Here is a 25,997-nt window from a genome sequence, read left to right on the forward strand (position 1 = left end):
CTGTCCTACTCCTTCGGTGGATCAGGCGACGTCGGGGAGTTCGAGTTGCTGCGCGTCCGGCTCGTCCTCGGCGTCGAGTGGATTGGGGCCGGGCTGGTAAAAGGGCTGGCAGTCGGGGCACTGTTGCTCGACAGCGCGGCGGTGGGCGCGGGACCCGGCGGCGGTGCCGCACGACTTGCGGATGACCGCCGGCGGCAGCTCCGAGGGGTCGGCGTCCGGCAGGGCGTGAACGATCACGCCGTTGAGCCAGATCCGGCCGCCGCAGACGCCGTCAAACTCGTTCTTGGCGGGCAGGACCTGCCGGATGCAGGCGGCTCGGTAGGGGCAGCCGCCGCAGACGTAGAGGACGGGTTCGCAGATGGCGACCAGGTCCTTACCGGTCTTCCACCGGTTGTCGGCCACAGCGAAGTCGGAATCGCCCCAGCAGGGGGCGTGGTGGGTGACGTGTGTGCCGGGGAGGGCACTGCGAGTTCCGGTCACAGGACGGGCTCCAATCGCTGGCCTATCCACCGCGCGACATTGACGGAGACCGCGTTGCCTGCCTGCATGGTCTGTTCGGCCTGGTTGCCGTAGACGACGTACTTCGCCGGGAACCGCTGGCCTTCGAGCTGTTCGCGGGGCTTGAGCATCCGGAAGTGGCAGTCGTTGATGTCCGGCGCGGAGCGGACCAAGGCGGCCGAGTCGCGGGTGGAGAGGGTGTGGACGGGTTCGGCGGCCGTCTTCACCGCGGCCTTGCGGTACGGCACGACGAGGGTGTTCCTCGCCCGCTCCGGCACTCGGCCGGCGTGGGTGACCAGGCCATGGTGATTGCCCTGTGCGGTGACTCCGCTCAGCGGATTGGCCGCGGGGCTGGCGGTGGCGTGGTTGCGGAACTCGACGATGAACGGGTCCACCGTCAGGAGTGCTTCGCTCTCGCGGGTGGTGCGGGTGCGCAGGGGCACGTCGACGGGAACGGCGTCGGTGTTCCACGAGCCGCCGGTCGGCACCAGCAGTGCGTCACCCTGCTTGGCCGTGCGGGTCGGCAGGGGCCGGTCCTCAACAGCGTACGCCCGGTCGCCGCCCTCCTTGCCGTGCGTGAGGGTGATCGAGCTGGGCTGGTAGGGGAACTTGAGGAGGCCCGCGCGGATGCGGTCCATCGTGGTGTCCACGAGGGGCTTCTTGCGGTCGCCGATGCGTGTGCCGAGGTCGTCCCAATTGATGATGTCGCTGGCCGGGCGGACGTACGGCTCGACCATGGCGTGGCGGCAACGGCTGTTGGGGCAGCGGTAGATGTAGTCGCGCCGGTACTTCCCGATCCGTACGCCCGCCACGTTCCACGACTGGACGGCGTGCACGTCCTCGCCGCAGTCCACGCACGGCGCGAGGGGCCTCGGCTCCAGGTCCGGCTTCCGCATGGTCTTGAGGGTGAAGACCACGTACATCCGGTCGCGCCACTGCGGGGCGCGCAGGTTGACGTCGTCGCCGATGTGGGCGCTGCTGACGCACACGATCTGGTACTGGTAGCCGAGCAGTTCCATCGCTTCGAGCCACTTCGGGAACAGAATCCAGTGGAGACCGAACTCGACCACGTTCTCCACGACGATGGCCTTGAACCGCTTGGCCTCGGCTGCGCGGACGACGCACCAGCCGGTGACCCGGGTCCGCTCGAAGGCGTCCTTGGTCAGGGCCTCCCAGTCCTCGCCCTCCTCTAGAAGGTCGAGCAGGTCCATCTGGTGGGTTTCGCGCCGCCGCCCGCCTGCGGGACTGATCTCGGTGCAGATGACCGACGCCCACAGGACATCGGCGTTGGGCAGGTAGCGCATGGGGAAGCCGGAGATGTCGATGCAGGCGTGGTCCGCGTTGCGGTGGTTGGCGGCGTGCGTGTCGATGGCGAGCTGCCAGTGGTTGATGCCGAGGACCAGATCGTGCCCGGCTTCGACAAGCCCGGTACTGCTGCCTCCTGCGCCGCACAGCAGGTCGATGAATGTTGCCATGGTGTGGTCGTTCTCCAAGAGGTCTGTGGAGCCCGGCCCCGCGTGACGGGGCCGGGCGATGGCTGGGATCAGTGGGTGCGGAATCCGCCGTGTGTCTTGGCGCGGCGCAGGAATGCCGTCCAGTGCCGCCACGTCGGGTTGCCCACGGGCATCTCGGCGATGTCCACGTGCGGGTGGGACTCGTAGGTGGTCAGGGCGGCGCTGATCTCGGCCACGGTGACGAGGAAGCCGTCGTTGTTCACAAGCTTGTAGGCCGGGATGCCGGCGGGCTCGGACTCCGCAGCATCCATGACGGCCTGGTACGCGGCGCGGTACTCGGCGATGCGGTTGGCCGTTGCCTGGTCGGGCCGCGTGCCGGGGTGGAAGTCCTGGATCGCCAGTCCGTAGGCGGACAGGGTCGGGGCGGAGGGAACGGGCAGCTCGGTGAGCATTCCGAAGTCGGCCATCGTGTCGAGGGTTCGCGGCAGTGCTGTCCACGCGAAGCGGAAGCAGTTCTCGTCGCCCTCGGCGGGCTTGCCGTCGGGCGTCTGGATGTACATGTCGTATCCCACAGGTGTTCTCCAAGAGGTCTGCGGCTGTCCGGCCCGGGGCAAGCGGGCCGGACAGCGTTCAGCGGTGGGCTGCGTGACGGTGGTGCTGTTCGCCGCAGGTGGTGCATCGCGGGAGGCGGTCACGGGCCTCCCAGCGCAGTTCGTCGACGACGACTACGGCTAGACCGGCGGCAGCACCGAGGGCGAGCGCGAGCAACGCGAGCGTGACAGTCATCTCGTCCCCAGCTCGTCGCGCGCCGGGCAGGGCTGCATGAGCTGCATGCAGGCGATCAGCACGTGGCTGATCACGCAGTCGCACGGGCACTCCGTGGACTTCTCGGCCACGCCCGGCTGGCCTGCTTCTGCACTGGGCATCAGACGCTGACCTGACCGACGTGGGCGAGGTAGACGGTGACGATCTCGCCGTTCAGCTCCCAGACGGTCAGCGGCCAGTCCGTGCCGCCCTGTTCGTAGATGCACCGCCAGCCGCGCTCCATCAGCTCATGGGTGGCGTAGCCGTACTCCTTGACCGCCGTGTGGCGGTCATCGAAGGGTCCCTGGACGAGCTTGCTGATGCGCCTGTGGTCCTTCGTCACGCCGTCGAGCTGGACGGACATGAGGTCGATCAGCACGGGCGCGAGGCGCCGCTTGGCGACGAAGGCAGCGATCGCCTGGACGAGGGGGACGACGTTGTTGCCGTGCTGCGAGTGCTCGCCGTCCTCGGTGGAGTTGTAGACCATCTCGTCGACGGTCGGATTGTCCTCGTGGGCGCGCCTGACGTGCCAGCCCTCGACCTCCGTCGGGTCGAGGGGCAGTTCCTCGACCGAGGAGATCCACAGGTACGAACCGTCGGTGAGCTGGACGGTGATGCCGAACAGGCCGCCGGAGATCTCGACGTCGGCGACGAGCGGGATGCGCCGCAGCGCGGTGATGACCGGCTCGTAGGCGTTCCACAGCTTGCGCCACAGAGGGTCTTCGGCGTTGCCGTGCACGGGCATCGGGGCCATCTGCGCGGGGTCGTTGCTCACGGTCTTCTCTCCAAGAGGTCTTGAGGCGCCCAACAGTACAGAGTTGGGATCTATTTCGAAATGGATTGAAACGCCTTTGACTAGCAGGCGGAGGGCCTCCACCCCTCCCCTCGCACCCCTCGGGCGACGGCAGTCAGAACCGCCAGCTCGTCGGCGCGGCGCTGGGCCGCATTGGCGATGCACCGCGCCTGGTGGGCGAGGCTACGCGCCTGCATGAGGGCGTGGTGATTGTCGCGGGGGTCGAGGTGGATCTCCCCGCCGCCGATCTCGCTGAGGAGTTCGCCGACGATCTCGTCGCGCACATGCTCGGCATGACCGAGGCCATCGAGGGCACGCTCACGCTCGGCCCGGTCCTTGAGGTCGGCGACCCGGATGAGCATGTCGCCGACACCCTCAGGGTCTTCGCGATAGAGGTCGGCAAGGGCGCGGATCTGCTCGTGAGCCGCGGCGCTGCTGTCGAGTACGAGCGCGCCCTTGTGTTCGCGGCGCAGGGTGGGCAGGTAGCTCATGTCGTCCTTTCAGTCCGAGGGGACCTTCCCCCTTCTACTTCTATTCTATATGCAATGCCGGGCATGTCCAGATTCCTGACGGAATATTCGTTCAGGGGCCTAAGTTTTTTGCTGCCTGCGGGCCTTGGACTGGAGCACCGCCTCACGCGCAGCCCTGCGGGAGGCGTCCACGGACTCCGGGCGCTCCTCGACCTGTTGGCGGCGCTTGGCCGCATCCTCGTGCCACTCATCCCAGAAGCCTCCGTGCGCCTCGCGCTCCGCTGCCCTGGCTTCCTCCCGCTCCCTCTCGCGTCCTGCACGCGGGTTGGTGCCGCAGCCACGGCAGGAGGCAGCGGGGCGCCCACGGTGCCTCGCACAGCCCTTGTTCGGCTCCTCCCGGCCCGGCGTCGGGGTGTCTGTCGGAGCGGGCGAGGGGCCCCCTACGGCGTCAGCCGTGGGGGTAGGGGGGAGAGGAAGGACAGAGGAAGAACCAGGAAAGGAAGGGGTTCCAGTGGTGAAACCCAGTGGGTTCCCCTCATGAAACTCATCGGGTTCCACCGGCGGAACCCTGCCTTCTGGCCCACCCGGGTTTCCCTCGTGGAACCCTGCCTCTCCCCCTGGGTTCCCGGCGTGGAACCCTGTCTTCGCCTGCGGCTTTTCAGTCCTCTGCTGCCGTTCAGCCTCACGGGCTTCAACGTCCTGATACGTCATCACGGGCTTGGCCGGAGCCGAACGCGCCACTCCGGACCGGGCCTTGCGGGGGTTCTTGGGGGCGGCCTTACGGGCCTCCGCAGCCGCCTTGAGTTCCGGCGTGGTCGGCGTGGCCGGTACACCGAGCGGGAAGACCCGGTACACCGCAGCACGGCCTGCCTTGCCGGTCTCCACACGTTCGACGAGCGCCTTGGCTATCAGCTCGGTGACGATGGTGATGGCGCGCTTGTCGGTCACACCGACCCAGGCAGCGAGGCGAGTCAGGCCGGGCCGCGCAAGGCGCGTCTCGTCGTCGGCACTGTCCGCGATCTTCATGAGGGCGAGTTTCTGGCTCTGGCTGAGCACGTCAGGCGGCAAATACGCCGCAGCGATCATCAGTTGGATGGACACGGTTCCCCTTGGGCGGTACGAGCACGGCGGCAGGACGGGTCGCCCCGCCCGTCGTCCGCGGGCGGGGCTGAGGAATCATGGGTTCCGGGTCAGGCCGGCCCGACGTTGATGACCGGGGCCGTCTTCTTGCCGGTCTTCCGCCGCGGGACGGACAACCCGGCCGCCTTGAGGTTCTTGACCATGCGATCGGCGTCCGGCTTCATCGGCACCGGAATGCCGGCGACCTCGTGGAGGTCGACCATCGCCTCCACGTCGTCCTTCTCCTCGTCCTTCCCCCCACGCCAGGAGAGCCTGTTGGGCCCGTAGACCCCGGCCGGGGACTGGTCCAGCTTCTTGCGTGCGAACTTCTTGACCCGGTCACCCTCGCTGGCGAGTTCGTGTCCCTTCACGTAGTCGATAAGCGCCTGCTCGCGGTCCGCGTCGTTGTGAATGAGCGCCGTCTGCTCCGGTACGCCAGGGGCCGTCCCCGGCCAGCACAGGGAGCGGAATGGGCAGTAGTCGCAGATGACGTCCAGGCCCGGCCCGTTGAAGTCGCGCGGCATTTCTTCGGGGTCACTGGCCTCGCGCACGCGCTCTACCCACCACTGGGCCTCGGCAGCCCGCCGGGGGTCGAAGCCGATCTCTTGGATGTGCTCCGCGCCGCTGTCGCGGTTGATGAACCGAAAGCGGATCCGCTGCACCTCCAGCGGGCCGAGACGAGCGAGATACCGCTGACCGGGCACGTCCTCGAAGCCGACCTCGGACAGTGCTCCGGCGTACAGGTGGACCTGTCGCAGCTCGGCGGCCGTGGCCCCGTAGCGGAGGACCCGGTCCCACATGTATGTGGACTTCGTCTTCACGTCCTCCACAGTGAGGGTGTCGGCGGGTATCGCCGGTCTGTGCCGGGCCGGCAAGCGAGCGGCTGTCACCGCGTCGAGCTGGACGACATCGACGTGCCCTCGGATCAGGTCGTCCTGGACGCTGCGTTCCACCAGCCATCCGTACTCCGTGCGTGCCGACTCCAGGAGCCCGTAGTGGATGAACGTGCCGAGAATCGCGGCGCGCTTGTCGGCGTGATCGGTCGGGGTGACGCCATACAGGATGTAGGCGGCTCGTCGGCCGCACACGGTGTCGGATGCTCCGAGCTGGGCCTGAAGGGAGCGAGGGCGTCGGGCGTCGACGTCGTGGGCGGCGTCCCAGATAGAAGGCGCGACACCGTCAACGATGGTGGCTACGGGCATGGGAGTTCTCCAAGAGGTGAGTACGGGCCGGTCACTGCTCGGCGTCCGCGTCCTGCTCCGTGGCCTTCCGCTTGGCGGCGGCTCGGAGCTTGTCGGCATCGGTCAGTGGGCCCTCGCCCATCTCCGAGCGTGGGTTGTCCAGTTCGGCCGCCCTCTGCTCCGCGGCGGCCCGGACAGTGGCGACTTCCTCGCGGCTAAGGCGGTTGGCCGGGTCCGGCACGGAGCGCCACAGCGCGCCGAGAGTGTCCTTGTCCTTGAGTTCACCGATACGGGTCAGCCACGGCTGTACGAGGTCACCGGAGAGCGCGGGCATGATGCGCGGCTGGGATTCGACAGAGCAGCCGAGCTTGTTGAAGACCAGGTCCTCGATGCTGAAGTCCCGCAGGCGCAGCGGATTCTTCTGCTCCACACGCATCCGCAGCGACCGGACCTTGATGATCTGCGGGTCAGCGTTGCGCTTCATTCGCACCCAGCAGGTCGAGTCGAAGCCCAAGTCCTTCTGGGCCGCCACCTTCCACTCGCTCTTGTTCTGGATTGGCTGACCGTTGTCGTCCGTTGCGCTGACCTGCTTGCCGCGGGCCAGGACGATAGAGATGCCGGGCAAGGTGCGCAGCAGGTAGATGATTCTGTTCCACCGCTCCAGCGCGTCGTTCCACAGATTCCGGCCGATGTCGTAGGCGGCGTCCGGGTCCTCTTGGAGCAGTGCCCGGTTCTTCCTCGTCCTGCGGCCCCGCTCGTACGTCCAGTTTGTGAGCATCCGCCACAGGGCCGACCCCGAGTCGATGGTCAGGACGACGGGCGGTTCCCCGGCTGCCGCCGCGCGCCGGGCTTCTGCGTGCACGGCTTCGACCTGTTCGAGGATGTCTCGGTAGGTTCCGTCGTGCTCGACGATCAGGTAGTTGGCGCCCGCGATGGCGGCGTATTCGTCGGCCGATCCCTCGTCGAGGTCGATCCAGTACATCTGACCGATGCAGTCGCTGCTGGAGAATTGTGCCGCCGAGTAGGTCTTGCCGGCGCCTTCCTCGCCCTCGATGAGGAGGAGGGGCCACGGGACGATGCCTGTCGGCTTGCGGGTCTTGAGTTTGATGGCGGGCGGCTTTGCGGCGCCCGCTGGCGCGTTCACGATCTGGCTCCAAGAGGTCGTGGTCAGTCCGCGCGCAGGGCACGGACTTCGAAGAGCGGGGACCACTCCGGGTGTTCGACCAGCAGGAGCCGGACGTACCGGGAGCGGTAGTCGTTGTTCAGCGCGAACTCGTCGCCTCGGGTCGCCGCGCCGTACTGGTAGCGCAGGAGCTCGAAGAGCATCCCGATGCCGATGCGGCCGAACCCCTTTCCCGCGCAGTCAGCGGTCATTCGGGCCAGCGCCCTGAGAACCCAGGGGTTGAGTGCGTGGAATGCCTCGAACCGCTGCTGGATGGTCAGGTTGCCAACGTCGGCGGGGTGGCGAACGGGCTGGATAGTGCCGAACAACGGCGGTTGGTCGATCAGCAAGGCTCCCCCTTAGAGATAGAACACACACCCTGGAGTGTTGGAATCTATCTTTGGCGAAGCCGATTGTCGATCGACAGCACCGTCGACGGCCACCCGGCGGCCCTCTGGGATATCGCATCACACCCCCAACGAATAAGAAGCGCACCCCCTTGAGTGCACTTCTATTCTATATGCAATCAGGGGTGGATTCAAGAACAAGTCGCCCCGATCTATGGCTACTTGGAAGACCGACCTGCGGCCTTGCCGCGCGCCACGATCCTTGCCCCAGGCCCGTCATAGCTACCGTCGGACAGCGCGTCCAGGACCTTCTCATCGATCGCCCACTCGACCCCGCGCGCCACCGCCTGTAGCGCGGGCGCCTCCTCCACCACTGGCCCAAGAAGCCAGATCGGCGATCCGGACAAGGTGTAGTCGGCGGGTCGGAACCGGCCCGTGCTGATGGCGTTCCTCAACAGCGCGTTGGAGGGCAACTGGAACAGTGCCTCCACCTCGGCCAGACCCACCAGCGGCGGAAGCTGGGTCACTTCCGCGACCCAGTACCCCGGGTCCTGCTCCTTGATCACTCGCGCCAACTCGACCTCATTAAGGTTCCTGCGCCGCGGAGTGGTCTCCCCGAAGCCCTTCGCGAACTGCAAGAGCCAGTAAGGCGACCCACTAATGATCTTGGCGTATCGGTAATCGAGCGTATGGTCACGACTGATCCACTGACTGACTTGGATCCGCTTCACGCCGTACAACGCGGCGAACTCGGCCCCGCCGGCCAGGTACGGCTTCCTTGCCGCCGGCCTTTGATCCCCTGCCACTCCGGTGCCTCCAGAACACGGTACGTATGCATATAGATTGTAACCAGCATGGAAGTGGATCCGGATCCCCCGAAGAGCAGGTACTGTGGGTGCTTCCAAGAGGTCGAAGGCCCCCATCGCGAGATGGGGGCCTTCTTCCTTGCGTGCTCGGCATCACTCCGACTTGCTCAGGTCCTCGGCAGCGGGAGCTGGGATCCCTCGTACTTCGGCGGCCGAGCGTAGCCGAGCAACCAGCCAAAGCTCGGCGACAAGTGCTCCTCCGCAAAACGGAAGACGCCGTAGTAGACGAAGGTCGCGATTGGGGTGAGGACACCGGTTACGGCCGTCGGATCCAGATCGAGGCCGTGACGGACAGCCACCGCGACGAGCCAGCCGACCGCGGCCGGGACACCGGTACGCAGCAGCGAGGCGTAGAGGTTCATAAAAGTGCACTCCTTGCTTGGGCTCTCGGATCAGATGAACAACCGGCGCCAGGTCTCGGGGCCGGGGTAGCCGTCGGCGTCGGAACCGCTCCACTTCTGAGCGAGCTGGAAGTCCCGGATATTCAGGCGGTCGGCCTCGCCCCAGTCGCGGGACGGGCCCACGCGGTAGTGCTTGCCGAAGCCGCGCCGGACGAGCTGCTGGCCCAGGAGGAGGATCGACGCGTTCGACTTGCCGGGCCCGAAGGCGCTACGGCCGGGGAACGGCGGCGGTCCCGGCTTGGGTGCGGGGCCCGTAGTGGCCCACTTCGGCATCGGGCCAGGGTCAGTGTGCTGATTTTCAGGCACCTGGCTATGGCCGTAGTGCCCGCCTTGGGTCTCCCAGGTGCGCTCGCTACGGTTCGCGTTCCAGGTCGGCGTGCCCATCGGCCAGGTGTCGGGGACTCCCCAGCTCCGGGCCCAGTCCAGGAGCTTGCCCAGACCCCTGGCCGGCGTATCGCGAACGGTCGCGTAGGACTTCCCGTTCACCCGGCAGTAGGGGAAGAACAGTGTCTCGACCTGAAGGCAGACCCGCCCCGTGCGGTTGGTCCGGGTGCCGCCGGGGGCGTCGACGAGCGACTTCGACCGGCTGTTGGCCGGGTAGAACTGGGCGGTCCTCCCAGTGAACGGGTCCCACAGCAGATGCGGGGCGGCCCCACTGCCGCCGCCGGTGAAGTACCGCACAAGCTGGTCGAACGGGACGAGGTCGGCGGGCTTGGCCGCCGTGCCGTTCTTGTCCCATGTGATGTGCCAGATCACGCGCGGGGCGTAGTGGGTGTCGGTCGGTGCCGTGTCGCCGAGCGGGTGTCGCTCGGCTCCGGGCAGCCAGAGATCGGACATGAGGCGCGTCCTGCTTCTCCCCCGCGCCATGAGTGATCTTCAGTGAGTAGAGCTGGATCTATGGGCTGCCGCGGGCAGCGAGCACGAGTTGCAGCACCGTCAGCAATACGGGTGCGATGAACGCGGAGAGGATCAGTCGACGGTTGGTGCTCGTCTGTTCACGGTCTTGATCGCGCTCGGCCTTTACCGCTTCCAGCTCGCGTTCGAGCGTATCGATGCGCTGGGAGAGGTTGCGCTGATCTGCTCGGTACACCTCCACGGTGACCACCTGGTTCAAGCGGCTCGCCAGAGCGGCGATGTCGCTGCGCAAGTCTTCGCGAAGCTGCGCAAGATCGTCACGCTGATCTTCGCGCAGCCGAACGACGGCACGATGCAGCTCCCACAGCGTAGGTTCCGCGCCCGGCGGCGGGATGCTCACCTCGTGCTCCCTCGGCAGTCGATGGCCCCGCGCCACAGTTTGATTTTACGACTCCGCAGAATCTCAGGGGTCGTCATTGGCTGATACCAGTGGTTGCGCGGTACGGCACCACCGCCTGCCTGCATCCGCCTCCCTTACGGACGACTGGTGGTCTGTGACCTGTCAGTCGAGGGGGACAAGGACTCCAGCCAAAGAAAACCAACTGACTTTGTACGTAGCCGATGTGTAGACAGTGAAATTCCCAGCGGTGTTGAAATCCACGCGGGTTGAAGACACTCCGCCGGCATTGTTGTTGCGGGCCACGGCGAACGGAACCACATCCTTGGGCTTCTCGGCTGCAATCGACGCAAATACAGTGTCGACAAGAAGACCACCCGAGGTATCCACCTGCACTACTCCGGCCATCTGGAGGAAGCGCATCCCCAGTATGCTGATCACGCGCCATCGAGCATTTCCGCCACTGTGCGAAAAGCCCGACTTAAGGGCGAGCGTCTGCCAGTATTCATCTCCGCTGAGCAAGTCACTGCCGGTCCCCGAAAGCAGCTTCCCTTGAACCTTGACCGCTCCGGTCAAAGTGATCGCACTTGTTTCGACAGTGACGGCTGAGATTCCCGAGCCAGCGGCTTTCATCTGAATTTGACCGCCGGTCATCTCAAGATAGGTGAACCCGCCCCCCGCCCCGGCTCCGCGCGAGGCGTACATCTCCACCTTGGCGGTGTCGGAGGCGTCTGTACCGCCCAAGAGGCGCATGTAGCAGTGTGCATCAAGGTTGCCCGTCGGCTGCAATGAAATCTGTGCGTTACCCTTCCCCTCCTGCGCAGAGGTAAGGGCGACCTCCGGCCTGTCCCCTCCAATGCTGGGGGCACGCAAGAACAGGGCTGGCTGGAGCCAGCTTCCGTGATCCGTAATTTCTGCCACCATTACTCCAGGCCCCTTCTCTTCCGGGACGCCTGAGTAGAAGGTCAGAGCCGAATTCTGTGGATCCAGTGCAATCCGCTGCCCCGACTCGGAAGTCTGAACGACACTGCCGGTGATCACTTTACCTTTAAGCGCATCCACGTCGATCATCGCGGATTTGATGGAGCCAGCGGTGAGTATCCCGGCGCGCACCGAGTTCACATCGAAGGCGTCGGCAGTCAGTGATCCCGCTTTGATCTCTTTTGCCGTCAAGGTTCCTGAGAGGACGTCAGAGTCGACAAGTTTTCGTGCGATTCCCTGGACTGCATCCGACGGTGGGCCTGGCATGCCGGCGGTGTTGACCGCCATGAGCTTGATCCAAACCGGGTCGTAGCTGAAGCAGGGCACGGCAACTGTCCCTCCGCTCTGGCTCTCGATAGTGCAGGTCGGGTTGCGGACATCCGGCTCTGTCTCGGCGGACGGCAAAATGTGGACCTGAATGCGTCCGAGGTCCCTGACCGCAAGAGCGGGGTCAGCAGCCCACGTTCCGTCCCAGCCAACCGATAGGCCGCCGAGGATCGGTTCAACAGTCGGGGCGGACGGCGCGAGGGGCGGTTCGCTGTTGACGACGCTGAGCCCCGTGGTGCCATCAGGTTGCTGACCGATGACAGCGCGCAGCGATCCGTCCTCGTCGAAGACTTCGATTGCTCCCCCCTCAATTGAGGAGTAGGCGAGTTTGGCGGTACGGCTCGCGCTGTCGAGGCGTCGCTCCACTGTCGCTATGCGGGCGGCGAGGCGGGCAATCTGATCGGTCATATTCAGGCTCCATAGGTGTAGCGATCTGCCCGCGCCAACTGCACAGTGACCTGCTCCTGCTCATCCACGGACGGAGGCTTAATAGTCCAGCCGGTGATGCGGCACCAGCCGTCGTAAACCGACCACTCGTCATCGATGCGTACCCTCACGTCATCACCCACCTGGAACGAGCCGATGGGGGCAGCGGGGTGGTCGCGTAGAACAACCTCCGTCACCTCGCCCATCACCGACCGGCTGATGCGCTCGGTCCGCACCCTCGACGCGAGCCGGTCTTCCGCTTTCTCGGAGGGCACCTCAAGGATGTGCTCAAGTCGCAGGCGGCCGTTGCGCGCCGCGTCAACGGCCCGTCGGCGTGAGCGCCCCTCCCCCGCTCCCAGCCCGATGACTACCTGGGCATAGTTGTCGGCGTCGTACTCGACAGGGGCTGTCGCCGCGATGTTGATGCCGGAAGTGAAGGAGATGTCCTGTCGCCTGCTGCCCAGCCGCGGCCAGCCCAGCCGTATGTGTTGGACAGGAACGCCGCCGGCCCAGCTGACCGTCTCAGACCACTCCGGGCCGCCCTCGACGGCCACCATGTCATCGATGACGGACCCCAGGGTGGGAGCCTCCCACCACGCGGTGGTGTACGGCTCGGCGGACGTCCCCACCTTCGCGTTGCTTCTGGTCCCGTCCACCGTGACACGGACGTTGCCATCCGGCTGCGACTGGCAGTACGCCCACGCAGCACGTATCACTTCGCACGGGTCGGCATTGACCCATGGCCCGCGGCCATCCAGGTTGCCGTGCAGGTCGCTCCGCCTGGACATGTAGGACCCGAAGCCGCTCGCCTCCAGGCGGAGCTTCTGTCCTTCGGGCTCCGCCCGCCAGATGATGCCGCCCCACAGCAGGGTGCTGTCGCGCTCCACGTAGATGAGGGTGGTGCCGGCATCGACTTGTTCGAGGGCAAGGTTGGCCAAACGTGGCTCGACGACCGCGGTCAAACTCCCCGGTCCGCACAGCTCCGGGCCGAACTCCACCTCGGTGAGCGGCAGATACCAGGCGCGGACGTCACCGGTGAGAGCCTGCGTGGTCAGGTAGCGGTACGACATTGTCAGATGACGCCCTCGTTGAATTCCACGTCGCAGACAATCGAAGTGGCACCGTCCACAGACAGGTTGCCGGTCTCGATCTTGGACATGTAGGTCTGCACGTACAGGACCTGGTTGGTGCCTCGCATGGCGGCAGTGACGCCGATGTTGTCGGCGAGGACGATGGTCGAGCGGCGGACGCCCTTGCCCTGGTCGTCGTCGATGACGGTGTCCTGTCCCTGGATGGTGCCGATGACCTGCTGCATCGACGCGAATACGTTCGCGCTGTCCATGCGCAGTCCGGCGAACGTCGTGACCGCCTTGAGGTTGACGGCCCACTCCGGCACGGCAATGGTCCAGCGCGCGGCGCCGGGCCAGTTGTGCCACTTGTTGTCTTGATACGTGAGGCTCGATGAGCTGCTTGGGAACGCGGTATAGAGGCGACGGTCCCGCCGCGGGTTGGCGATGCTCCGCACGTCCTTGATCATCGCGTCGGTGATGGTCGCGGTGTTCGGCGGGATGTCGAGTCGGGCCAGTGGGATGGCGGTCATGCCGGCCGGCACCGCCGTGGTGGTTGCCGACACGTTGGGGAGCACCTGGAAGTAGCCGATGTCGTCTTTGGCCGGGTCGCGGTTGCCCTCGTACTCCGGGTCTTCGACGCGCTGCATCAGCAGGTCCGAACGACCTGAGGCCCCGGTCGGCGCGACGGGCACGATGGCGTCGCCGACGTTGTACTGCGTGTAAGAACCCTGGCCCCACGAAGCGCCACGTATGACGGATGACCCGTCTCCGACTCGTACGCCGGAACCGGGCGTGGAGAGCTGCCGCACCTTTAGGTCGTTGGCTTCGGTCACACCCTGCGAACCTCGGGCCAGGTCTCTGACCATCATGCGGAATGCGCGGGCGGGGTGGGTGCCGCCGTGGGTGAGCATGGGCGGCTGGACGAGCGTCACAGCAGGTCCTCCTTCTTACAGAGCGGTCCACGCCGACCGCCACGAGACGGTCAGGCGAGTGGTGTTTGTGTAGTCGGCGGCCGTCCAACGGATCTCGCTGCGGCCCGGCGGGATCTGGAAGAGGTCCAGACGGGAAGCTCCGGAGAGGGCCGTGGCGGCGTTCCCGCTGCCGTTGCGCAGCACCCAGCGCGTGCCGGGGCGAGTCTCTATGTCGATGCGCTCGCCGACGCCAAGGACGATGTCAAGGTCGAGGACGTGCCCGGACTCGACATGCAAGATGCGCGGAGTGGCGACGGGACCGGTGATGCGAACCGACGGCCACGCTCCTGTGCTGCCCTCGTTGATCACCCATCCCGGCCTGGTCTCCGGAGTCGCAATGCCAGTGGTGATAGGGGCCACGAGCGGCGCCTTGAAGCCCCCGCTGCTGTGGGAGATGTCCAAGGGCAGGGTGACGCCGGAGACCTCGTCATCGTGCAGGCGCGGATCGAGCGCGGTGAATTCCAGGTCGAGCGGTATCCATCCATGGATGACCTGAGCTGTGGAGACCGCCTCGCCACGCCGAATACGTCCAAAGAGGACCTTGGTCCTGCGTCCGGGCCAACGCAGCTTCAGCTGTGCGAGCGCACCCGCCGTGCGACGGACTGATGCGTCCCCAGCGACCGCTTCGATCTCGGCAAGTTTGTCCAGGGCGGCAGCCGGGTCGCCCGGGGTCCGGATGCCGGCTTCGATCCGCACGGTGCGCGGCGCGTACAGGTCGACCCCGGGGAAAGCGCCGTCGTCGGCTGGGTTCACCACGTCCTGTGTGCGCAGCTCGGCTGGGCCGAGCCCTTCCACATCCGATATGGGCACGGCGGTCTTGTGGCCGATCAGAACTCCGGCGAAGTCAATCTGCCATTCGCCAAGGGGCAGCATCAGATACGCCCCCCGCGCTGAGCGTTCCGCAGCCGCCGCATAATCTCTCCGGTCAGCTCCTGCGGCGAGGCGTCACGACCTTGAACAGTGATCGGCATGTTCTCCACCAGGGCTTTCGGCTGCTGCTGGACGACGGTGACCCTGATGGCGGTCGGCGGCCGGGCGTCGACAAGCCGCAATGCGGGTGCTGCGGCTCCACTGGTCAAACGCGTCCCGAACCGTGTGGCGACCTCGTTCAGGACGGAGAGGGCGCTGCTGCGCTTGGCAGCACCGAGCGGGATGAACGCCTCGCCCTGCGTTTCCGGCTCGGCGAACTTGATCAGGCCGCCGGAGGTGGCATAGAGGCCGGGCGTGAGGATGCCGCCGTCGGCGTATGACAAGCCCTTGTTGGCACGGCTCAGGTCGGAGAAGAACTTGGCGCCCTTCGAGCCCAGCGCGCTCTTGAGACGAGAAAGGCCCAAGTTGGCGATCTCGATAATGTGGTCCTCATCGAGTCCGGTGGCGTCGGCCACCGCGTGCAGGCCGGTCGTGGTGTTCTTAACCGCGCTGATGACCGCGACGAGGTCCGGCAGGTCATCACTGGGAATGGTCTTGCCGGCACTGCGGGCCGCGTCGTTCGCCGCCTGCGCCTTCTTCTTGTCCTTCACCGCCTGGGCGGCGAGGTCGGCCGCGTCCTGGTCACCCCGCTGGGCCAGACGCTTCGCCAAATCACCGAAGCCGTTGGCTGCGAGTTTCGCCAGGTTCCCTTCGAAGCCGGTTTGGTCCTTCACCGCCTGGCGGAGCTGCCCGGTGTACTCGCCGAGGCTCGCCTTCGATGCAGCAGCCAGGTCACGCAGGTCCTTCGCCATAGACCGCAGGTACTTCGAGCTGCCGGTGGCCATCTTGCGAGTGAGGGCAACCCCCTCCTCACCCATATCTCCCAAAGCGTCTGCCACGTCCTGTCCGGCTCGCCGGGCCACGGTGTCCAGGTCGGCGCGCCAACGCTTGGCCGTCGACACGGATTGGTGGAGCTTCTTGGCGAATAGATCGAGGCTGAAGTTGCCCTTCGCGTCTTGCGAGTCGCTGGCGATTCCCGACAGGGAGTAGAGAGTCTGCGGCCGGTACGTGAACCCAGATAGGCCGCCCTCAGCATGGTAAGTAACCTCGCCGCCGAAGCGGTGGGCGACCTCTTCCAAGACGCGCTTGGATCTGGCCCGCTTGGCTCCCGCCAGGGGTATGTATGCCTCCCCCTGCGTTTCCGGCTCGGCCCATACACGCCACGCTCCCGCGGGTGCGATCTGTGCCGTGTGGTCTTCGCGGCGGACACCGCCTTGGGCGTAGAACTCAAGCAGTCCGCCGTTGGCCTGTCTCTTGGGGGCCTGGATCAAGTCCGGGACGCCGTTGCCGTCCTTGTCCCACGAAGTGGCCTGGATCTTGGCGACAAACGGGATGGTCACCACGGCAGGCTTGTTGACGGTAACGGTGATTGTCTTGGTTCCGGGGATGCGCCCCACGGAAGCGCCGATACCGTCGAGCTGGCTCTGCACGGCGGCCATGTCGCCGGACAGCAGTGCGCTGGTGAGGGCGGTGGCCGCTTCCGTTCCCTTGGACTGGGCCACAGCGACGATGAGGCTGAGCATCCCGGACCACTCGGAGTTCGACTGGACGCCTGCCTGCTTGAAGGCGTTCACAACTCCGGTCAGGTCCGGGGCCTTGATCGGCATGTCTGTGCCGTACATGTAGCTGAGCTGCGAGCGGATTTGCTCGACGTCGCCCTTGAGGAAGGACTGCGCGAGCGAGGTGGATGCCTCCTTGCCGTACTTGGCGGAGACATCCGCGAGCAGCTTCATGCCTTGCTCAAGCTGAGCGGAGGCGGCCTTGGGCAGCTTCTTCGCCGCGTTCGACATGTCCGCGACGGTCATGTCACGCATGACGCGAGCGAGCTTGCCCGGGTCGTTCGTCGCTGCGGCGTCGGCCCACGCTTCGGCTACCTTTTTTCCGTACTTCGCCGAGATGGCTGGTAGCTGTTCCAGGCCGGCTCGGAAGGCCGGGGTGGTCCGGGCAGAGGACTCCTCGATGATCGATTCGAGTTCGTCGGCGACCTTGCCTTTGCCCTTCTGGAGCTGTCTCACCAACTCGCCCAGGATGGGAGCCGAGTCAGGGCCGAGCTTGGAGAAGTGATCGGCAAGGTTCAGTCGTCCTTCGGCGGCCAGCAGCCCAAGGTTCTTCTGGAAGTCCCGTTGGGCCTTCAGCTGCTTGCGCAACTCCTCGACGTAGTCAGCGAGCGATGCTTTGGAAGCGTCGGCGGAGCGCCCTGCCTTGCGGTTCGCTTCGGCGACCTTGTCCTGGGCCGCCTTCCATGCCTTTGCCGGATCGACGATCGACGCGAGGGACTTGCCCATCGCTTCCATCTGGTCGGTGAACTGCGGGGCCCCGTTTTTGTCCGTCGGCAGAGACTGGGTCAGGTCCCAGGCGCCGAGCGCCTCCTTTCGGTTGTTTTTGATCTTGTTGTTGACGATGGCCATGTTCGCGGCAAGCTCGTTCTCCTTCTTGACCGCGTCGGACCAGATCGTGTGCTGCTTGTTCAGCACACTCTTGGCTCGGTCGAAGGAGATGTCGTAGGTGTAGCTGCCCCCGGGGAGGATTTCCCAGGAGGCGGCCTTCTTGGTCGCCAGCTCGTCCTTGAGTCGCTGGAGCTTCTGTCCACCGGAAGTGATCGCGTCGATGGCGGTCGCCACGTCCACGCCGGCGTCCTTGAGCTTCTTCACGTCATCGCTGTTGGTGAGCTGTTCGGTGAGGGTGCGCAGGCCCGCTCCCTGCTCGCCCTCGTCCCGCTCCTTGCGCAGGGCGTCGACCAGTTCATCGGTCGCCGCCCTGGCCTTCTGCTTGCTGGCCGAGTAGGCGGCGTACACACCGACGCCGATGGCCAGCAGGGCGGTGAGTCCTGCCACTGCGATCCCGGCGCCGCTGAGGAGGGCGGGCAGCATCGCGCCGCCTGCTCGTGCTGCCGCGAGCTCTGTGCGGAACGCCGTAAGCTGCGCGCCGAACCGCAGGAACGCGGCTTTCCCCAGCAGCGCGGCGGCCGACAGCGCGATCATGATGCCCATCAACGACTTCACCGGACCGGGGAGGTCATTGATCGCCCCGGCCAGGACGTTCAGGTACTCCCCGAGGGTTTGCAAGGCGGGCAGCAGCACACGCGCCATGTCGATGCCGAGTGCCTGTGCCTGGTTCTGAAACAGACTCCACTGGCCCGCGGTTGTGTCGAGCTGGATCGCGTACGCCTTCTGCGTCGCCCCAGCCCGCTCAACCTCCAGGCTGATGCCCTGGTAGGAGGCGGCGTAGTTCTGTCCATCCGCTGCGGATAGCGCCAAGGCAGCACGGACCGCGCGGATGTCCCGCAGGAGGGGAACCAACTGGTCCGCGCTGCCGCCGGTGGCGTTGCGGACTTTCTGCATGACGACGTATAGGCCGTCCTGCTGGAGGGCTGCGGCGGCCGACTCGTACCCGAAGCCCTTGATCATGTCTGAAAGCTCTTGGGTGGGCTTCATCATGCGAGTCAGCAGCATGTTGAGGGCGGTGACGCTCTCCGCCGCCGGGATGCCCGACAGGGTGACTGCTGCGATGGCGGAGCTGATGTCCTCGAACTTAACGCCGGCCGCAGCCGCCATCGGCACGACGTCGCCGAGCTGTTGCGCCAGCTCCTCGAATGACACCACACCGTAGTTGACGGTCTGGAACATGACGTCCATGACGTCGTTGGCCTGCGAGGCATCCATGCCGTACGCCTTCAGCACGCCGAGCAGAGCACGAGCCGACGTCTCGGTGGTCGTCAGGCCAGCGGCGGCGCCGCGGGCGGCCACCTTCAGAATCGTCATCGCGTCAGCGCCGTCGAAGCCGGTCGAGACGACCTGGTACAGGCCCTCAGCGAGCTGACTGGCCGACTGTGGCAGTTGGGTGCTCAGCTCGATGATCTGGTCGGTGAACCTGTCGATGTTCGTGCTGTTGATCTCCTTGGAGATCGTCATGATGTTCGCCATCTGCTTTTCCAGCTCGATGGCGTTGCGCACGCCCGCAATGAATGCGCCGCCAAGCGCCGCACCCATAAGCGTGAACCCGGTGGTCATCGCACGCCGAGTGCGCTCCGAGCGGGCAGCGAGCTGGTTCAGATCACCATCGAGATGCCGGACCTGCCCACCGAAGGCGGTGACTTGGCCAGCAGCCGTGCGCAGGCCACCAACCAAGCCGGCCACACCGGCCTGTATTTGGACGTACAGGGTGTAGGCCCCAGCCATTGGCTACGCCTTCTTCCTGGGCCGAAGCCCGACCTTCACCCCACGCCCCTCCGGACCATCCGGGACCTGCTCCTGCTCCATGGCGATCAGCTCACAGCCCATACACCGGTGCGTCTCGGAGACGTACGCGAACCGGTCGCCGCCCGTCTGCTCGTCCCACTCCTCCGGCCTGGTCCCACACGACTCACACACGGTTCGCGAGTAGGCGAGGTAGGAGATGGCCTTCGCGCGGTCGAGCCCCGACCACCGGCCGTCGCCTGCGCCGGTGAACTGCGAGTGCGGGATGCCGTACAAGGCACAGATCTCCATCTCAGTGCGGAAGCCCGGGTCGGAGATCAGCCTTTTCCCAGGTCAGCCCTCAGTGTCTGGTTGACGAGGAGCGCGCACGTGAAGAGGGCTTTGGCCTCGCTGTCCGGCCAGGCGTCCAGGAGTTCCTGCGCTTCCTGCCCCCTCATCCCAGGGACCTCGCCACCCGACTCGTCACGCTCGATGTGGCATGCGGCGATGAGCGCAGCAGGATAGGTCTCGACGTTGTACTCCATGCCCTGATCGGCCTGGGCTTCCGTCGGCGGATGTTCACGGAGCAGTTGCTCCCAAGCGGGCCGGGGCAGCGCACGGAACGTGAGCACGACCGTGGCTTCCTCTAGTGCGCGCTCAGCATCGTCCAGCTCCAGCTGCTCGGCGACAACCGCGGGCCGGGAGAGAATCCATTCCTCTCTCTCTGCTTCGAGAACGCCTTGCTCGATCGACTCGGAACGAGCCTGTGTACGTGCCTTGGCCAGAGCCAGTGCGGTGTCGGTGACAGCTTTCTTGGCGTGTTCGTCGTCGCACAGACGAAGGCTTCGCTCGGGGAGCTGGCGGGCCTTGAGGCGAGCCATCTTTGCGGCCCAGTGGGCATCACGAGCGAGGGCGGACGCCGGCGGATCGATCGGGGTATTCACTCGCTGGCCCCCGTGGCAGCCGTCGGCACCGCGGCATCGAGAACAGGCTCGTCGGTGATGCCGAACGACACCTTGAACTTCGCGGCTTCGGAAGCGGTGCTGTACGACGGGGAACGGCTCCCGACACGGACGGGAAACACGTCCATGGACTTCGATCCGGCTATATCGCCCTTCCGGAGAATCACGATGAAGCCGACGACGCCCTTGGACAGGAGCGTCTCGATGGCGTCGGCGACCATGTCCTCATAAAAGGTGAATGAGGAGTTGTCTGCCTTGTCCTCGCCGGGGATAGTCGTAGCGAACGTGGACGCCATGTCCGGGGTATCGATGGGCGTGTTCTCCAGCGACCAGCCCTCGACGTCTGAGATGGCAGTCGACAGGTTCGTGGCGTTGGTCGCGGCCAGTTCGGCGCGAGTAGGCACATTGTCTGCGGCGGCGATCGTCTTCAAGAAGTAGAAGACGGTGGTGCCCCGGCGCATGAAACGCTGCTGCGTGGTAGCCACGCGACTCTCACTATCTGGGGACGCAGACGGCCCTGCGTGCTGAAGGCCCGGTCCCCTACAGTTCGGGGGAGTCGGCCCGTGCCGACTGGCCGGGCGTCCGCGAGGGGCCTCCGCGGTGAGGAGTGGGTCAGCTGTTGAGGCTGGTGACCTCGACCGCGAACCGCTGAACATAACTGTATACGCCGCCGGCCGCGTCTACGCCTTCCTCAGTGTCCAGGTCGCGGGACATGACGGCGTAGCCAGCAGGGGAGATCGGGTGGGCAAAAACGCCGGATGGTGTGCGGGCGAGCATTCCGGATCGGACCTTGTCGGCCATCCACTCGGCCTGCTCAGCGGTCGTCGCGACCGAGGTCACCTGGTACATCACACGGGCATCGGCATCGGCGTCTCCGAACGGCGGCCCGGAGGTCGTGCTGCCCACCGGGTAGAGAACGCTGTACGGGGGCGCTGCGCCCGTCGGGGGGCTATTCGCCGTTGGTGCGGTGCCATATCCGCACGACCGTCCCGTTGAAGATATGAGCATGGCTTGGATAGCCAGGCTGAGGATTCTTCCAGACACGGCCATCAGTCCCCCACCGCCCCACGGATAGCGGCCATAAACAGCGGCCGGACCCGTTCAACTGCTGGCCCGACATGAGGATACGGGGACTGATTGTAGATACGACCGAGTGAATCGGCACCCACGAATCCGTACTCCAGACGACGCGCCTGCGGCTTGTTGGTACCCGCTATGCCGGTGATGGTCAGCCCAGAGGTAGTCACCTCGTGACTCCACGAGCGCCGGTAATCGCCCGTCGGCGCGTTGGGCCCTGGTCGACCGCTGGCATTGGCCTTGATAGCGGTCTCCAAAAGCATGACGTAGTGCTGCACAACCGCTGCAACGGTCGGTGAAGCAGATGCGGCGCGTGCGTTCAAACTTGCCGCAATTTGAGGGGCGTTGGAGTAAGCGCCGGAGGATGGATGTGCGTTCGGGTGAGAATTATGGGGCGATGCCATCAGTTCTCCGGGGAGCTTTCGAGCTCTCCGCAGGCCCACTGCTGGAGCTGGGCGAGCACCGCAGCGGTGTAGCCGTGCGGCCCCCCACTCATGTCGGACCGGGCCAGTGCCGCCTTTTCCAGTAGGCCGGGGTCCATTGCGGAAAGGAAGTGGGCAGCTGCCGGCCCAGGCTCGTAGGGCACACCGACGGCGACCCGCGCATACCCGTCGAATTCGGGAACCACGCTCGCACTTGTGTATTGGACCACCAACTCTGGAACTTGCCCCGCTTGATGGTGCATGGTGTAGCCCGCCACGACTGTCGAGTAGTCGACGCCATCGATCTCCAGGAAAGCCCTCGCTCCCTCGGTGACGATCCGGACGCGCTTCAATTCGAGATGCTGAGCGTCTGAGTCCATCCTTCGACTCTAAACCGCTGCGCAGACATCCCTGAGTGCGGCAACAGAGGGGCCCAACGCGAATGTGATCGGCGGCAGTCTCACGCATCGACTCTTTGCGTGTTCTGATCTACCCAGGTCTTGCGGAGGACACTCAACGTGGAGGTCTGGCCGATGTCGAGGACGCGCCAGCTCCGTCCGATAGCGGCTTCGTCTTCTGCCTCCAGAACCGTCACCATGTCTTCGCGCGACGCGACGGGTGCGGATAGTGGGGTGAGAAGCCAATACCGGGACGTGGTGTCATCCACATACGGCTGACCGGCCAGATGAAGAACAACGGACGCCCCGCCCACGGGAAAGATAGCGCCGGAACCTTCGTACACCGTGACGGGAGGGCCTGGCTCGTACTGCCCTGTCTCGGGAGTGAAGACCGGCACCCCCTCCCGGTAGATACGGATCTTGGCAGTGAGGATCTTCTTCTCGACGATCGCGCTGACGGCCCGCAGAGTCAGCCCTTCAGTAGGCACGCTCATGCATTCGAGACTAGCCGCATCCGCCGACAGACTGAATTCCTCGCGCTTCGCTCACCTCGTCGCCGCGTGCGACGTCGTCGCGGCGCTCAGAGAGCGAGTGATCACCGCTTCGCTGGAGTCGAGCGCGGCGGAGAGGTCGGCGGACAGGCCGTCAGGCAGGACTCCACTTCTCAGTCCACAGGACCGGACCAAGTCCCGCCGGTCCTGAGCCTGGTTGTCTGTAACGAGCGTGCTGAAAAGAGCGTGCGCCAGGACTTCGCGGGCCGCGTATCCATCGAGCGTGTCCGTTGTCCGTCGGACCAGATTCGCGACGAGTCGGTGTGCTCCAGGATGTTGGGGACCGACCGCGTCCAAGACCGTGAGGCCGAGGCGGATGTCGAAGACTGTCAGCCCTGGTTGGGCATCGTGGTTGAGGTAGGTGCTCACCAGTTCGGTCGCGCAGGCGTCGAGGTCCTGACCGGCATCGCGGCGACATAGCGCAGTCAGGCACGCGGTGACAGCCTGTTCCCACGGATCGCCAGGCGCCGTGCTGCTGAGCAGTTCCGCAGCGCGTTCGGTATCGCCTGCGGTGAGAGCTGCGACTACGGCGACTTGGCGGCCGTCGAGCATTCGTGTGCCCACGCCGCGGTGCTGCTCGATGTGTGCCAGGGCTTCGGGCCACCGGCCCGTGGTGGTGAGACTGCGCGTGCCGTCGGCGAGTACCACGCGCCACAGCCAGGCGTGGACCTCCCGCCGGTCCTCGTCGGAGCGGGTGAGGTTCGCTGGCACGGTGATGCCCTCGAAGACGGCGGCCCGGCCCGCGCCGACGGCTTCGTACAGGTCAAGGAGTCGTTGGCGGCCGTCGTCGTTGTGGCCGGCGCGGATCTGCAAGCGTGCGAGGTTGACCAGTGGCTCCAGCCCACGGATGGCGCTCATGGCGGGCAGAGGGCAGGCACGGAGGTACGCCTGTGCGTGGCGGTGGCACATGGAGCGGGCGAGGTCAGGCAGGTCGATGTCGGAGGTGAGAAGCGCGGCCTGGTTGAAGACGGCGGAGGCGACGCCCTGGTCGCCTTGTTTCACCGCCTTCGCGGCCAGTTCGACCAGAGCCCTCACACGGGCGTGCAGCGGCAGGCAGGCGGGCCGGAATCGGGCGACGAGCGGAAAGCGCCTTGCTATCGGGCCGTGCGGGTCCATGTATACCCTCTGGAGCAGCGGTGACGGGATGGAGCTGGGGCGAACCGGTGGTGCCCGTCCGCCACGCGACGGGCACCACCTTCTTCACAGCCGGGCGGGCGTCATCGCCAGTCGACGACGATGCGGTTCAGTGGGGTGTCGAGAGCGAACAGGCCGGGGGCCCGCTCGATGGCCGGGGCGTCGAGGGGCTGGATCTCGAACGTGGCCTCACGATCGCGGTACTCGCGGTCCCAGGTGCGAATTGCGTCGGCGACCCGCGCGGCCAGCTCGTCGCTGCCGGGGCCGTGGCCGATGACACCGAACTCCCAGAGCTTGCCGCCCTGGGGGGTCTTCTTCTCCGACAGTCGGCGGGCGAGGTAGGTGACAGCGCCCTTGTCGACGACAGCAGTTGAGGACGGGTAGGGGTCCTCCGTGAGCAGCGTCCCCTTGGCGTCGTTCGGGAACAGCATCCGCATCAGGCCGCTGGGCAGGGAGCAGGACACGAACAGCTCCATCCACTCCGGCGACTCCATGACGCGGACCATCATTCCGGTCCACTCCTCGGTGCGCGGCTGCTCCATCGCTCCGGCCAGGGCCGCAGCGTCGATGGGCTGTCCAGCGGAGGTCTGGAGCCGTACGGTGCCGTCGGTGCTGAGCGGGATGACGGGGCGGTCGTCGTCGGCGATACCCCTTCGCAGCGGCATGAAGGTGTTCATCTTGCTGCTGACGCTGGTCCAGCGGCCATCGCGCTCCTCGTAGGCGATGGAGCGGGACACGCTGCCCTTGAGGCGCTGGGGAACCACGAGCCTGCCACCGGGGGCGAGTTGTTGCATCCAGGCGTGGGGGACGCCGTGCGCACCGACGGTGGCGATGATTCGGTCGTACGGAGCACCCGCCGCGTGACCGACGGCTCCGTCGCGGGTCAGCGCCTCGACGTTGGTGAACCCGGCGGCGGCCAGGTGCGCACGAGCCCCTTCCACGAGGTCGTCGTCCACGTCGATGGTGGTGACGTGGCCGGTCTCGCCGACGAGGTGAGCAAGCAGCGCGGCGTTGTAGCCGGTGCCGGCGCCGAGTTCGAGGATGCGTTCGCCAGGCTGGGCGTCCAACTGATCCAGCATGATCGCGACGATTTGGGGCTGGGAGGCACAGGAGATCGACGTGCCATCGGTGTCGAATTTGACGTCGACCACCGTGTTGGCGTAGGCGTCTTCGAGCGTTGCTTCGGGCACGAACAGGTGGCGGGGCACGGTGCGCAGCGCGGTCTCGACCGCGGAGGTGCGGGCATAGCCGGACTCGCGGATCTTGTCGACTAGGGCGTTGCGGAGCTGGGCCGCGTCAGCCTCAGAGGCGGCAAGCGTGTCGGTATTCACCAACCTGACGCTAGTGGTTTCGGGCGTTCCCTCGGCGGGCGACGCGGTGTTGTCACTCGATCCCATGACTGCCTCTCGTGCGATGTTGAACAGGGCGCTTTGGTCATCCGGGAGGAGACCTGCGCGGTTGGCGTGGAAGATCAGGTGGTGGGTGATGACTGCTCGCAGGCCGCGTGCGAGCCCGCTTGAGGAAGCAAGGCGGGCGAGCGTGCCACCAGTCCGTTCGAAGGCGGCCACCCACTCGTCGTGTCCTTCGAGCGGACCGGTCGGACGGCACAGGCTGCGAGTGTCGACGGTCATCAGCTTCGTGATCGCCGTGCCCAGGGCGGCGGCCCGGTCGGGCGACAGTTCTTCCGGCGCCGGTCGGAGGGCGGCGGCTTTCGCCCACACGTCGCCCTGCTCGAACCAGTCCAGGCGGGCGGCCCGCATCATGGCGCTGATCAGTAGGACGACGGTCTCGCGGCGGCCCAGCCGGCCGGGGCCGGGCTGGTAGGTGAGCAGGTGGCGGCTGTCCTGGTGGAACAGCTCGTGGGCGGCGTTCATGGCGTGCGTCCCGCCGAAGGCAGTGGTCTCCGGCTCATAGATGCCGGGCAGCCACCCCGTGATCGTGCCGCTGTCGGCAAGATCGCTCAACACGGACTCGATCAGCGGGGACGGCTCAGCGGAGCGGTACCGCAGCGGCCAGGGCTGCTTGTTCATGAACCACCAGTTGGTGAGCTGTCCGTCTTCCTCGGCCGCGAGCAGGGCGGGGCCGAGGTGTTCGGCGATGGCGCGCTTGCCGCTCGCGCGGTCGGCGAAGGTGACGTTGTGCTGGTGCCAGCGGTCCGGGGGCATGGCGGGGTCCTTCGGTCGGTGG

At 66.1% G+C, this 25,997-nt stretch carries 28 protein-coding genes; all 28 read right to left on the reverse strand.

Annotated features, from left to right (window positions below):
• Positions 1-21: 21 nt before the first annotated feature.
• Positions 22-480, reverse strand: a complete 459-nt coding sequence (locus ACLJWH_RS15565; protein ID WP_411142295.1) for a hypothetical protein — start codon at positions 478-480, stop codon at positions 22-24.
• A complete protein-coding gene (locus ACLJWH_RS15570; protein ID WP_411142296.1) occupies positions 477-1,973 on the reverse strand; it encodes a DNA cytosine methyltransferase in 1,497 nt (498 codons plus the stop codon). The genes ACLJWH_RS15565 and ACLJWH_RS15570 overlap by 4 nt, the downstream gene beginning before the upstream one ends.
• Positions 1,974-2,041: 68 nt before the next feature.
• A complete protein-coding gene (locus ACLJWH_RS15575; protein ID WP_411142297.1) occupies positions 2,042-2,524 on the reverse strand; it encodes a hypothetical protein in 483 nt (160 codons plus the stop codon).
• Between the two features lie 58 nt (positions 2,525-2,582).
• Positions 2,583-2,738, reverse strand: coding sequence for a hypothetical protein (locus tag ACLJWH_RS15580; protein WP_411142298.1), 156 nt, complete (start codon positions 2,736-2,738; stop codon positions 2,583-2,585).
• Complete coding sequence (locus ACLJWH_RS15585; RefSeq protein ID WP_411142299.1) at positions 2,735-2,878, reverse strand: hypothetical protein; 144 nt, start codon at positions 2,876-2,878, stop codon at positions 2,735-2,737. Before ACLJWH_RS15585 ends, ACLJWH_RS15580 begins: the two co-directional genes overlap by 4 nt.
• Positions 2,878-3,531 (reverse strand): hypothetical protein, encoded by a 654-nt coding sequence (locus ACLJWH_RS15590; RefSeq protein WP_411142300.1) that lies wholly within the window; start codon positions 3,529-3,531, stop codon positions 2,878-2,880. The genes ACLJWH_RS15585 and ACLJWH_RS15590 overlap by 1 nt, the downstream gene beginning before the upstream one ends.
• An 80-nt stretch (positions 3,532-3,611) precedes the next feature.
• A complete protein-coding gene (locus ACLJWH_RS15595) occupies positions 3,612-4,040 on the reverse strand; it encodes a hypothetical protein (protein ID WP_411142301.1) in 429 nt (142 codons plus the stop codon).
• A 99-nt stretch (positions 4,041-4,139) separates the two neighbouring features.
• Positions 4,140-5,120, reverse strand: a complete 981-nt coding sequence (locus tag ACLJWH_RS15600; protein ID WP_411142302.1) for a hypothetical protein — start codon at positions 5,118-5,120, stop codon at positions 4,140-4,142.
• Between the two features lie 89 nt (positions 5,121-5,209).
• The gene (locus ACLJWH_RS15605; protein ID WP_411142303.1) at positions 5,210-6,340 is read right to left on the reverse strand and encodes a PD-(D/E)XK nuclease family protein; all 1,131 of its coding nucleotides are present in this window, start codon (positions 6,338-6,340) and stop codon (positions 5,210-5,212) included.
• A gap of 31 nt (positions 6,341-6,371) precedes the next feature.
• A complete protein-coding gene (locus ACLJWH_RS15610; protein ID WP_411142304.1) occupies positions 6,372-7,463 on the reverse strand; it encodes an AAA family ATPase in 1,092 nt (363 codons plus the stop codon).
• A 23-nt stretch (positions 7,464-7,486) separates the two neighbouring features.
• The gene (locus ACLJWH_RS15615; RefSeq protein WP_411142305.1) at positions 7,487-7,831 is read right to left on the reverse strand and encodes a hypothetical protein; all 345 of its coding nucleotides are present in this window, start codon (positions 7,829-7,831) and stop codon (positions 7,487-7,489) included.
• A gap of 215 nt (positions 7,832-8,046) precedes the next feature.
• Positions 8,047-8,634, reverse strand: coding sequence for a hypothetical protein (locus tag ACLJWH_RS15620; RefSeq protein WP_411142306.1), 588 nt, complete (start codon positions 8,632-8,634; stop codon positions 8,047-8,049).
• Between the two features lie 167 nt (positions 8,635-8,801).
• Entirely contained in the window at positions 8,802-9,056 is a 255-nt protein-coding gene (locus ACLJWH_RS15625; RefSeq protein ID WP_411142307.1) for a hypothetical protein, read from the reverse strand.
• Between the two features lie 30 nt (positions 9,057-9,086).
• Positions 9,087-9,932 carry a peptidoglycan-binding protein gene (locus ACLJWH_RS15630; protein WP_411142308.1) on the reverse strand — a complete coding sequence of 282 codons (846 nt, stop codon included), beginning with the start codon at positions 9,930-9,932 and terminating at the stop codon, positions 9,087-9,089.
• A gap of 58 nt (positions 9,933-9,990) precedes the next feature.
• Entirely contained in the window at positions 9,991-10,350 is a 360-nt protein-coding gene (locus ACLJWH_RS15635; protein ID WP_411142309.1) for a hypothetical protein, read from the reverse strand.
• A gap of 162 nt (positions 10,351-10,512) precedes the next feature.
• Positions 10,513-12,063 (reverse strand): hypothetical protein, encoded by a 1,551-nt coding sequence (locus tag ACLJWH_RS15640; RefSeq protein ID WP_411142310.1) that lies wholly within the window; start codon positions 12,061-12,063, stop codon positions 10,513-10,515.
• Positions 12,064-12,065: 2 nt separating this feature from the next.
• On the reverse strand, positions 12,066-13,151 hold the full coding sequence (locus tag ACLJWH_RS15645) for a hypothetical protein (protein ID WP_411142311.1): 1,086 nt from the start codon (positions 13,149-13,151) through the stop codon (positions 12,066-12,068).
• A 2-nt stretch (positions 13,152-13,153) separates the two neighbouring features.
• Positions 13,154-14,083, reverse strand: coding sequence for a hypothetical protein (locus ACLJWH_RS15650; RefSeq protein WP_411142312.1), 930 nt, complete (start codon positions 14,081-14,083; stop codon positions 13,154-13,156).
• Between the two features lie 15 nt (positions 14,084-14,098).
• Entirely contained in the window at positions 14,099-14,995 is an 897-nt protein-coding gene (locus tag ACLJWH_RS15655; protein ID WP_411142313.1) for a hypothetical protein, read from the reverse strand.
• Positions 14,995-19,269, reverse strand: a complete 4,275-nt coding sequence (locus tag ACLJWH_RS15660) for a phage tail tape measure protein (protein ID WP_411142314.1) — start codon at positions 19,267-19,269, stop codon at positions 14,995-14,997. Before ACLJWH_RS15660 ends, ACLJWH_RS15655 begins: the two co-directional genes overlap by 1 nt.
• Before the next feature lie 3 nt (positions 19,270-19,272).
• Entirely contained in the window at positions 19,273-19,578 is a 306-nt protein-coding gene (locus ACLJWH_RS15665; protein ID WP_411142315.1) for a hypothetical protein, read from the reverse strand.
• A 26-nt stretch (positions 19,579-19,604) separates the two neighbouring features.
• Positions 19,605-20,210, reverse strand: coding sequence for a hypothetical protein (locus tag ACLJWH_RS15670; protein ID WP_411142316.1), 606 nt, complete (start codon positions 20,208-20,210; stop codon positions 19,605-19,607).
• Positions 20,207-20,713, reverse strand: a complete 507-nt coding sequence (locus ACLJWH_RS15675; RefSeq protein WP_411142317.1) for a hypothetical protein — start codon at positions 20,711-20,713, stop codon at positions 20,207-20,209. The genes ACLJWH_RS15670 and ACLJWH_RS15675 overlap by 4 nt, the downstream gene beginning before the upstream one ends.
• Positions 20,714-20,840: 127 nt before the next feature.
• Entirely contained in the window at positions 20,841-21,134 is a 294-nt protein-coding gene (locus tag ACLJWH_RS15680; RefSeq protein ID WP_411142318.1) for a hypothetical protein, read from the reverse strand.
• A 574-nt stretch (positions 21,135-21,708) separates the two neighbouring features.
• Positions 21,709-22,107, reverse strand: a complete 399-nt coding sequence (locus ACLJWH_RS15685; protein WP_411142319.1) for a hypothetical protein — start codon at positions 22,105-22,107, stop codon at positions 21,709-21,711.
• 80 nt (positions 22,108-22,187) lie between these two features.
• A complete protein-coding gene (locus ACLJWH_RS15690; RefSeq protein WP_411142320.1) occupies positions 22,188-22,619 on the reverse strand; it encodes a DUF6093 family protein in 432 nt (143 codons plus the stop codon).
• A 51-nt stretch (positions 22,620-22,670) separates the two neighbouring features.
• Complete coding sequence (locus ACLJWH_RS15695) at positions 22,671-23,792, reverse strand: hypothetical protein (protein WP_411142321.1); 1,122 nt, start codon at positions 23,790-23,792, stop codon at positions 22,671-22,673.
• Positions 23,793-23,893: 101 nt separating this feature from the next.
• Positions 23,894-25,975 (reverse strand): methyltransferase, FxLD system, encoded by a 2,082-nt coding sequence (gene fxlM / locus ACLJWH_RS15700; protein WP_411142322.1) that lies wholly within the window; start codon positions 25,973-25,975, stop codon positions 23,894-23,896.
• Positions 25,976-25,997 lie beyond the last annotated feature (22 nt).

Origin of the sequence: Streptomyces sp. x-80 (assembly GCF_046549095.1) — a bacterium.
In the GTDB taxonomy this organism is placed as follows: Bacteria; Actinomycetota; Actinomycetes; order Streptomycetales; family Streptomycetaceae; genus Streptomyces; species Streptomyces celluloflavus.

Bases quoted from the DNA above. Each gene is read 5' to 3' on its own strand.
- ACLJWH_RS15570 (WP_411142296.1), bottom strand. From the start codon at position 1,973: ATGGCAACATTCATCGACCTGCTGTGCGGCGCAGGAGGCAGCAGTACC.
- ACLJWH_RS15580 (WP_411142298.1), bottom strand. From the start codon at position 2,738: ATGACTGTCACGCTCGCGTTGCTCGCGCTCGCCCTCGGTGCTGCCGCC.
- ACLJWH_RS15585 (WP_411142299.1), bottom strand. From the start codon at position 2,878: ATGCCCAGTGCAGAAGCAGGCCAGCCGGGCGTGGCCGAGAAGTCCACG.
- ACLJWH_RS15595 (WP_411142301.1), bottom strand. From the start codon at position 4,040: ATGAGCTACCTGCCCACCCTGCGCCGCGAACACAAGGGCGCGCTCGTA.
- ACLJWH_RS15605 (WP_411142303.1), bottom strand. From the start codon at position 6,340: ATGCCCGTAGCCACCATCGTTGACGGTGTCGCGCCTTCTATCTGGGAC.
- ACLJWH_RS15625 (WP_411142307.1), bottom strand. From the start codon at position 9,056: ATGAACCTCTACGCCTCGCTGCTGCGTACCGGTGTCCCGGCCGCGGTC.
- ACLJWH_RS15630 (WP_411142308.1), bottom strand. From the start codon at position 9,932: ATGTCCGATCTCTGGCTGCCCGGAGCCGAGCGACACCCGCTCGGCGAC.
- ACLJWH_RS15640 (WP_411142310.1), bottom strand. From the start codon at position 12,063: ATGACCGATCAGATTGCCCGCCTCGCCGCCCGCATAGCGACAGTGGAG.
- ACLJWH_RS15645 (WP_411142311.1), bottom strand. From the start codon at position 13,151: ATGTCGTACCGCTACCTGACCACGCAGGCTCTCACCGGTGACGTCCGC.
- ACLJWH_RS15655 (WP_411142313.1), bottom strand. From the start codon at position 14,995: ATGCTGCCCCTTGGCGAATGGCAGATTGACTTCGCCGGAGTTCTGATC.
- ACLJWH_RS15660 (WP_411142314.1), bottom strand. From the start codon at position 19,269: ATGGCTGGGGCCTACACCCTGTACGTCCAAATACAGGCCGGTGTGGCC.
- ACLJWH_RS15665 (WP_411142315.1), bottom strand. From the start codon at position 19,578: ATGGAGATCTGTGCCTTGTACGGCATCCCGCACTCGCAGTTCACCGGC.
- ACLJWH_RS15685 (WP_411142319.1), bottom strand. From the start codon at position 22,107: ATGGACTCAGACGCTCAGCATCTCGAATTGAAGCGCGTCCGGATCGTC.
- ACLJWH_RS15690 (WP_411142320.1), bottom strand. From the start codon at position 22,619: ATGAGCGTGCCTACTGAAGGGCTGACTCTGCGGGCCGTCAGCGCGATC.
- ACLJWH_RS15695 (WP_411142321.1), bottom strand. From the start codon at position 23,792: ATGGACCCGCACGGCCCGATAGCAAGGCGCTTTCCGCTCGTCGCCCGA.
- fxlM (WP_411142322.1), bottom strand. From the start codon at position 25,975: ATGCCCCCGGACCGCTGGCACCAGCACAACGTCACCTTCGCCGACCGC.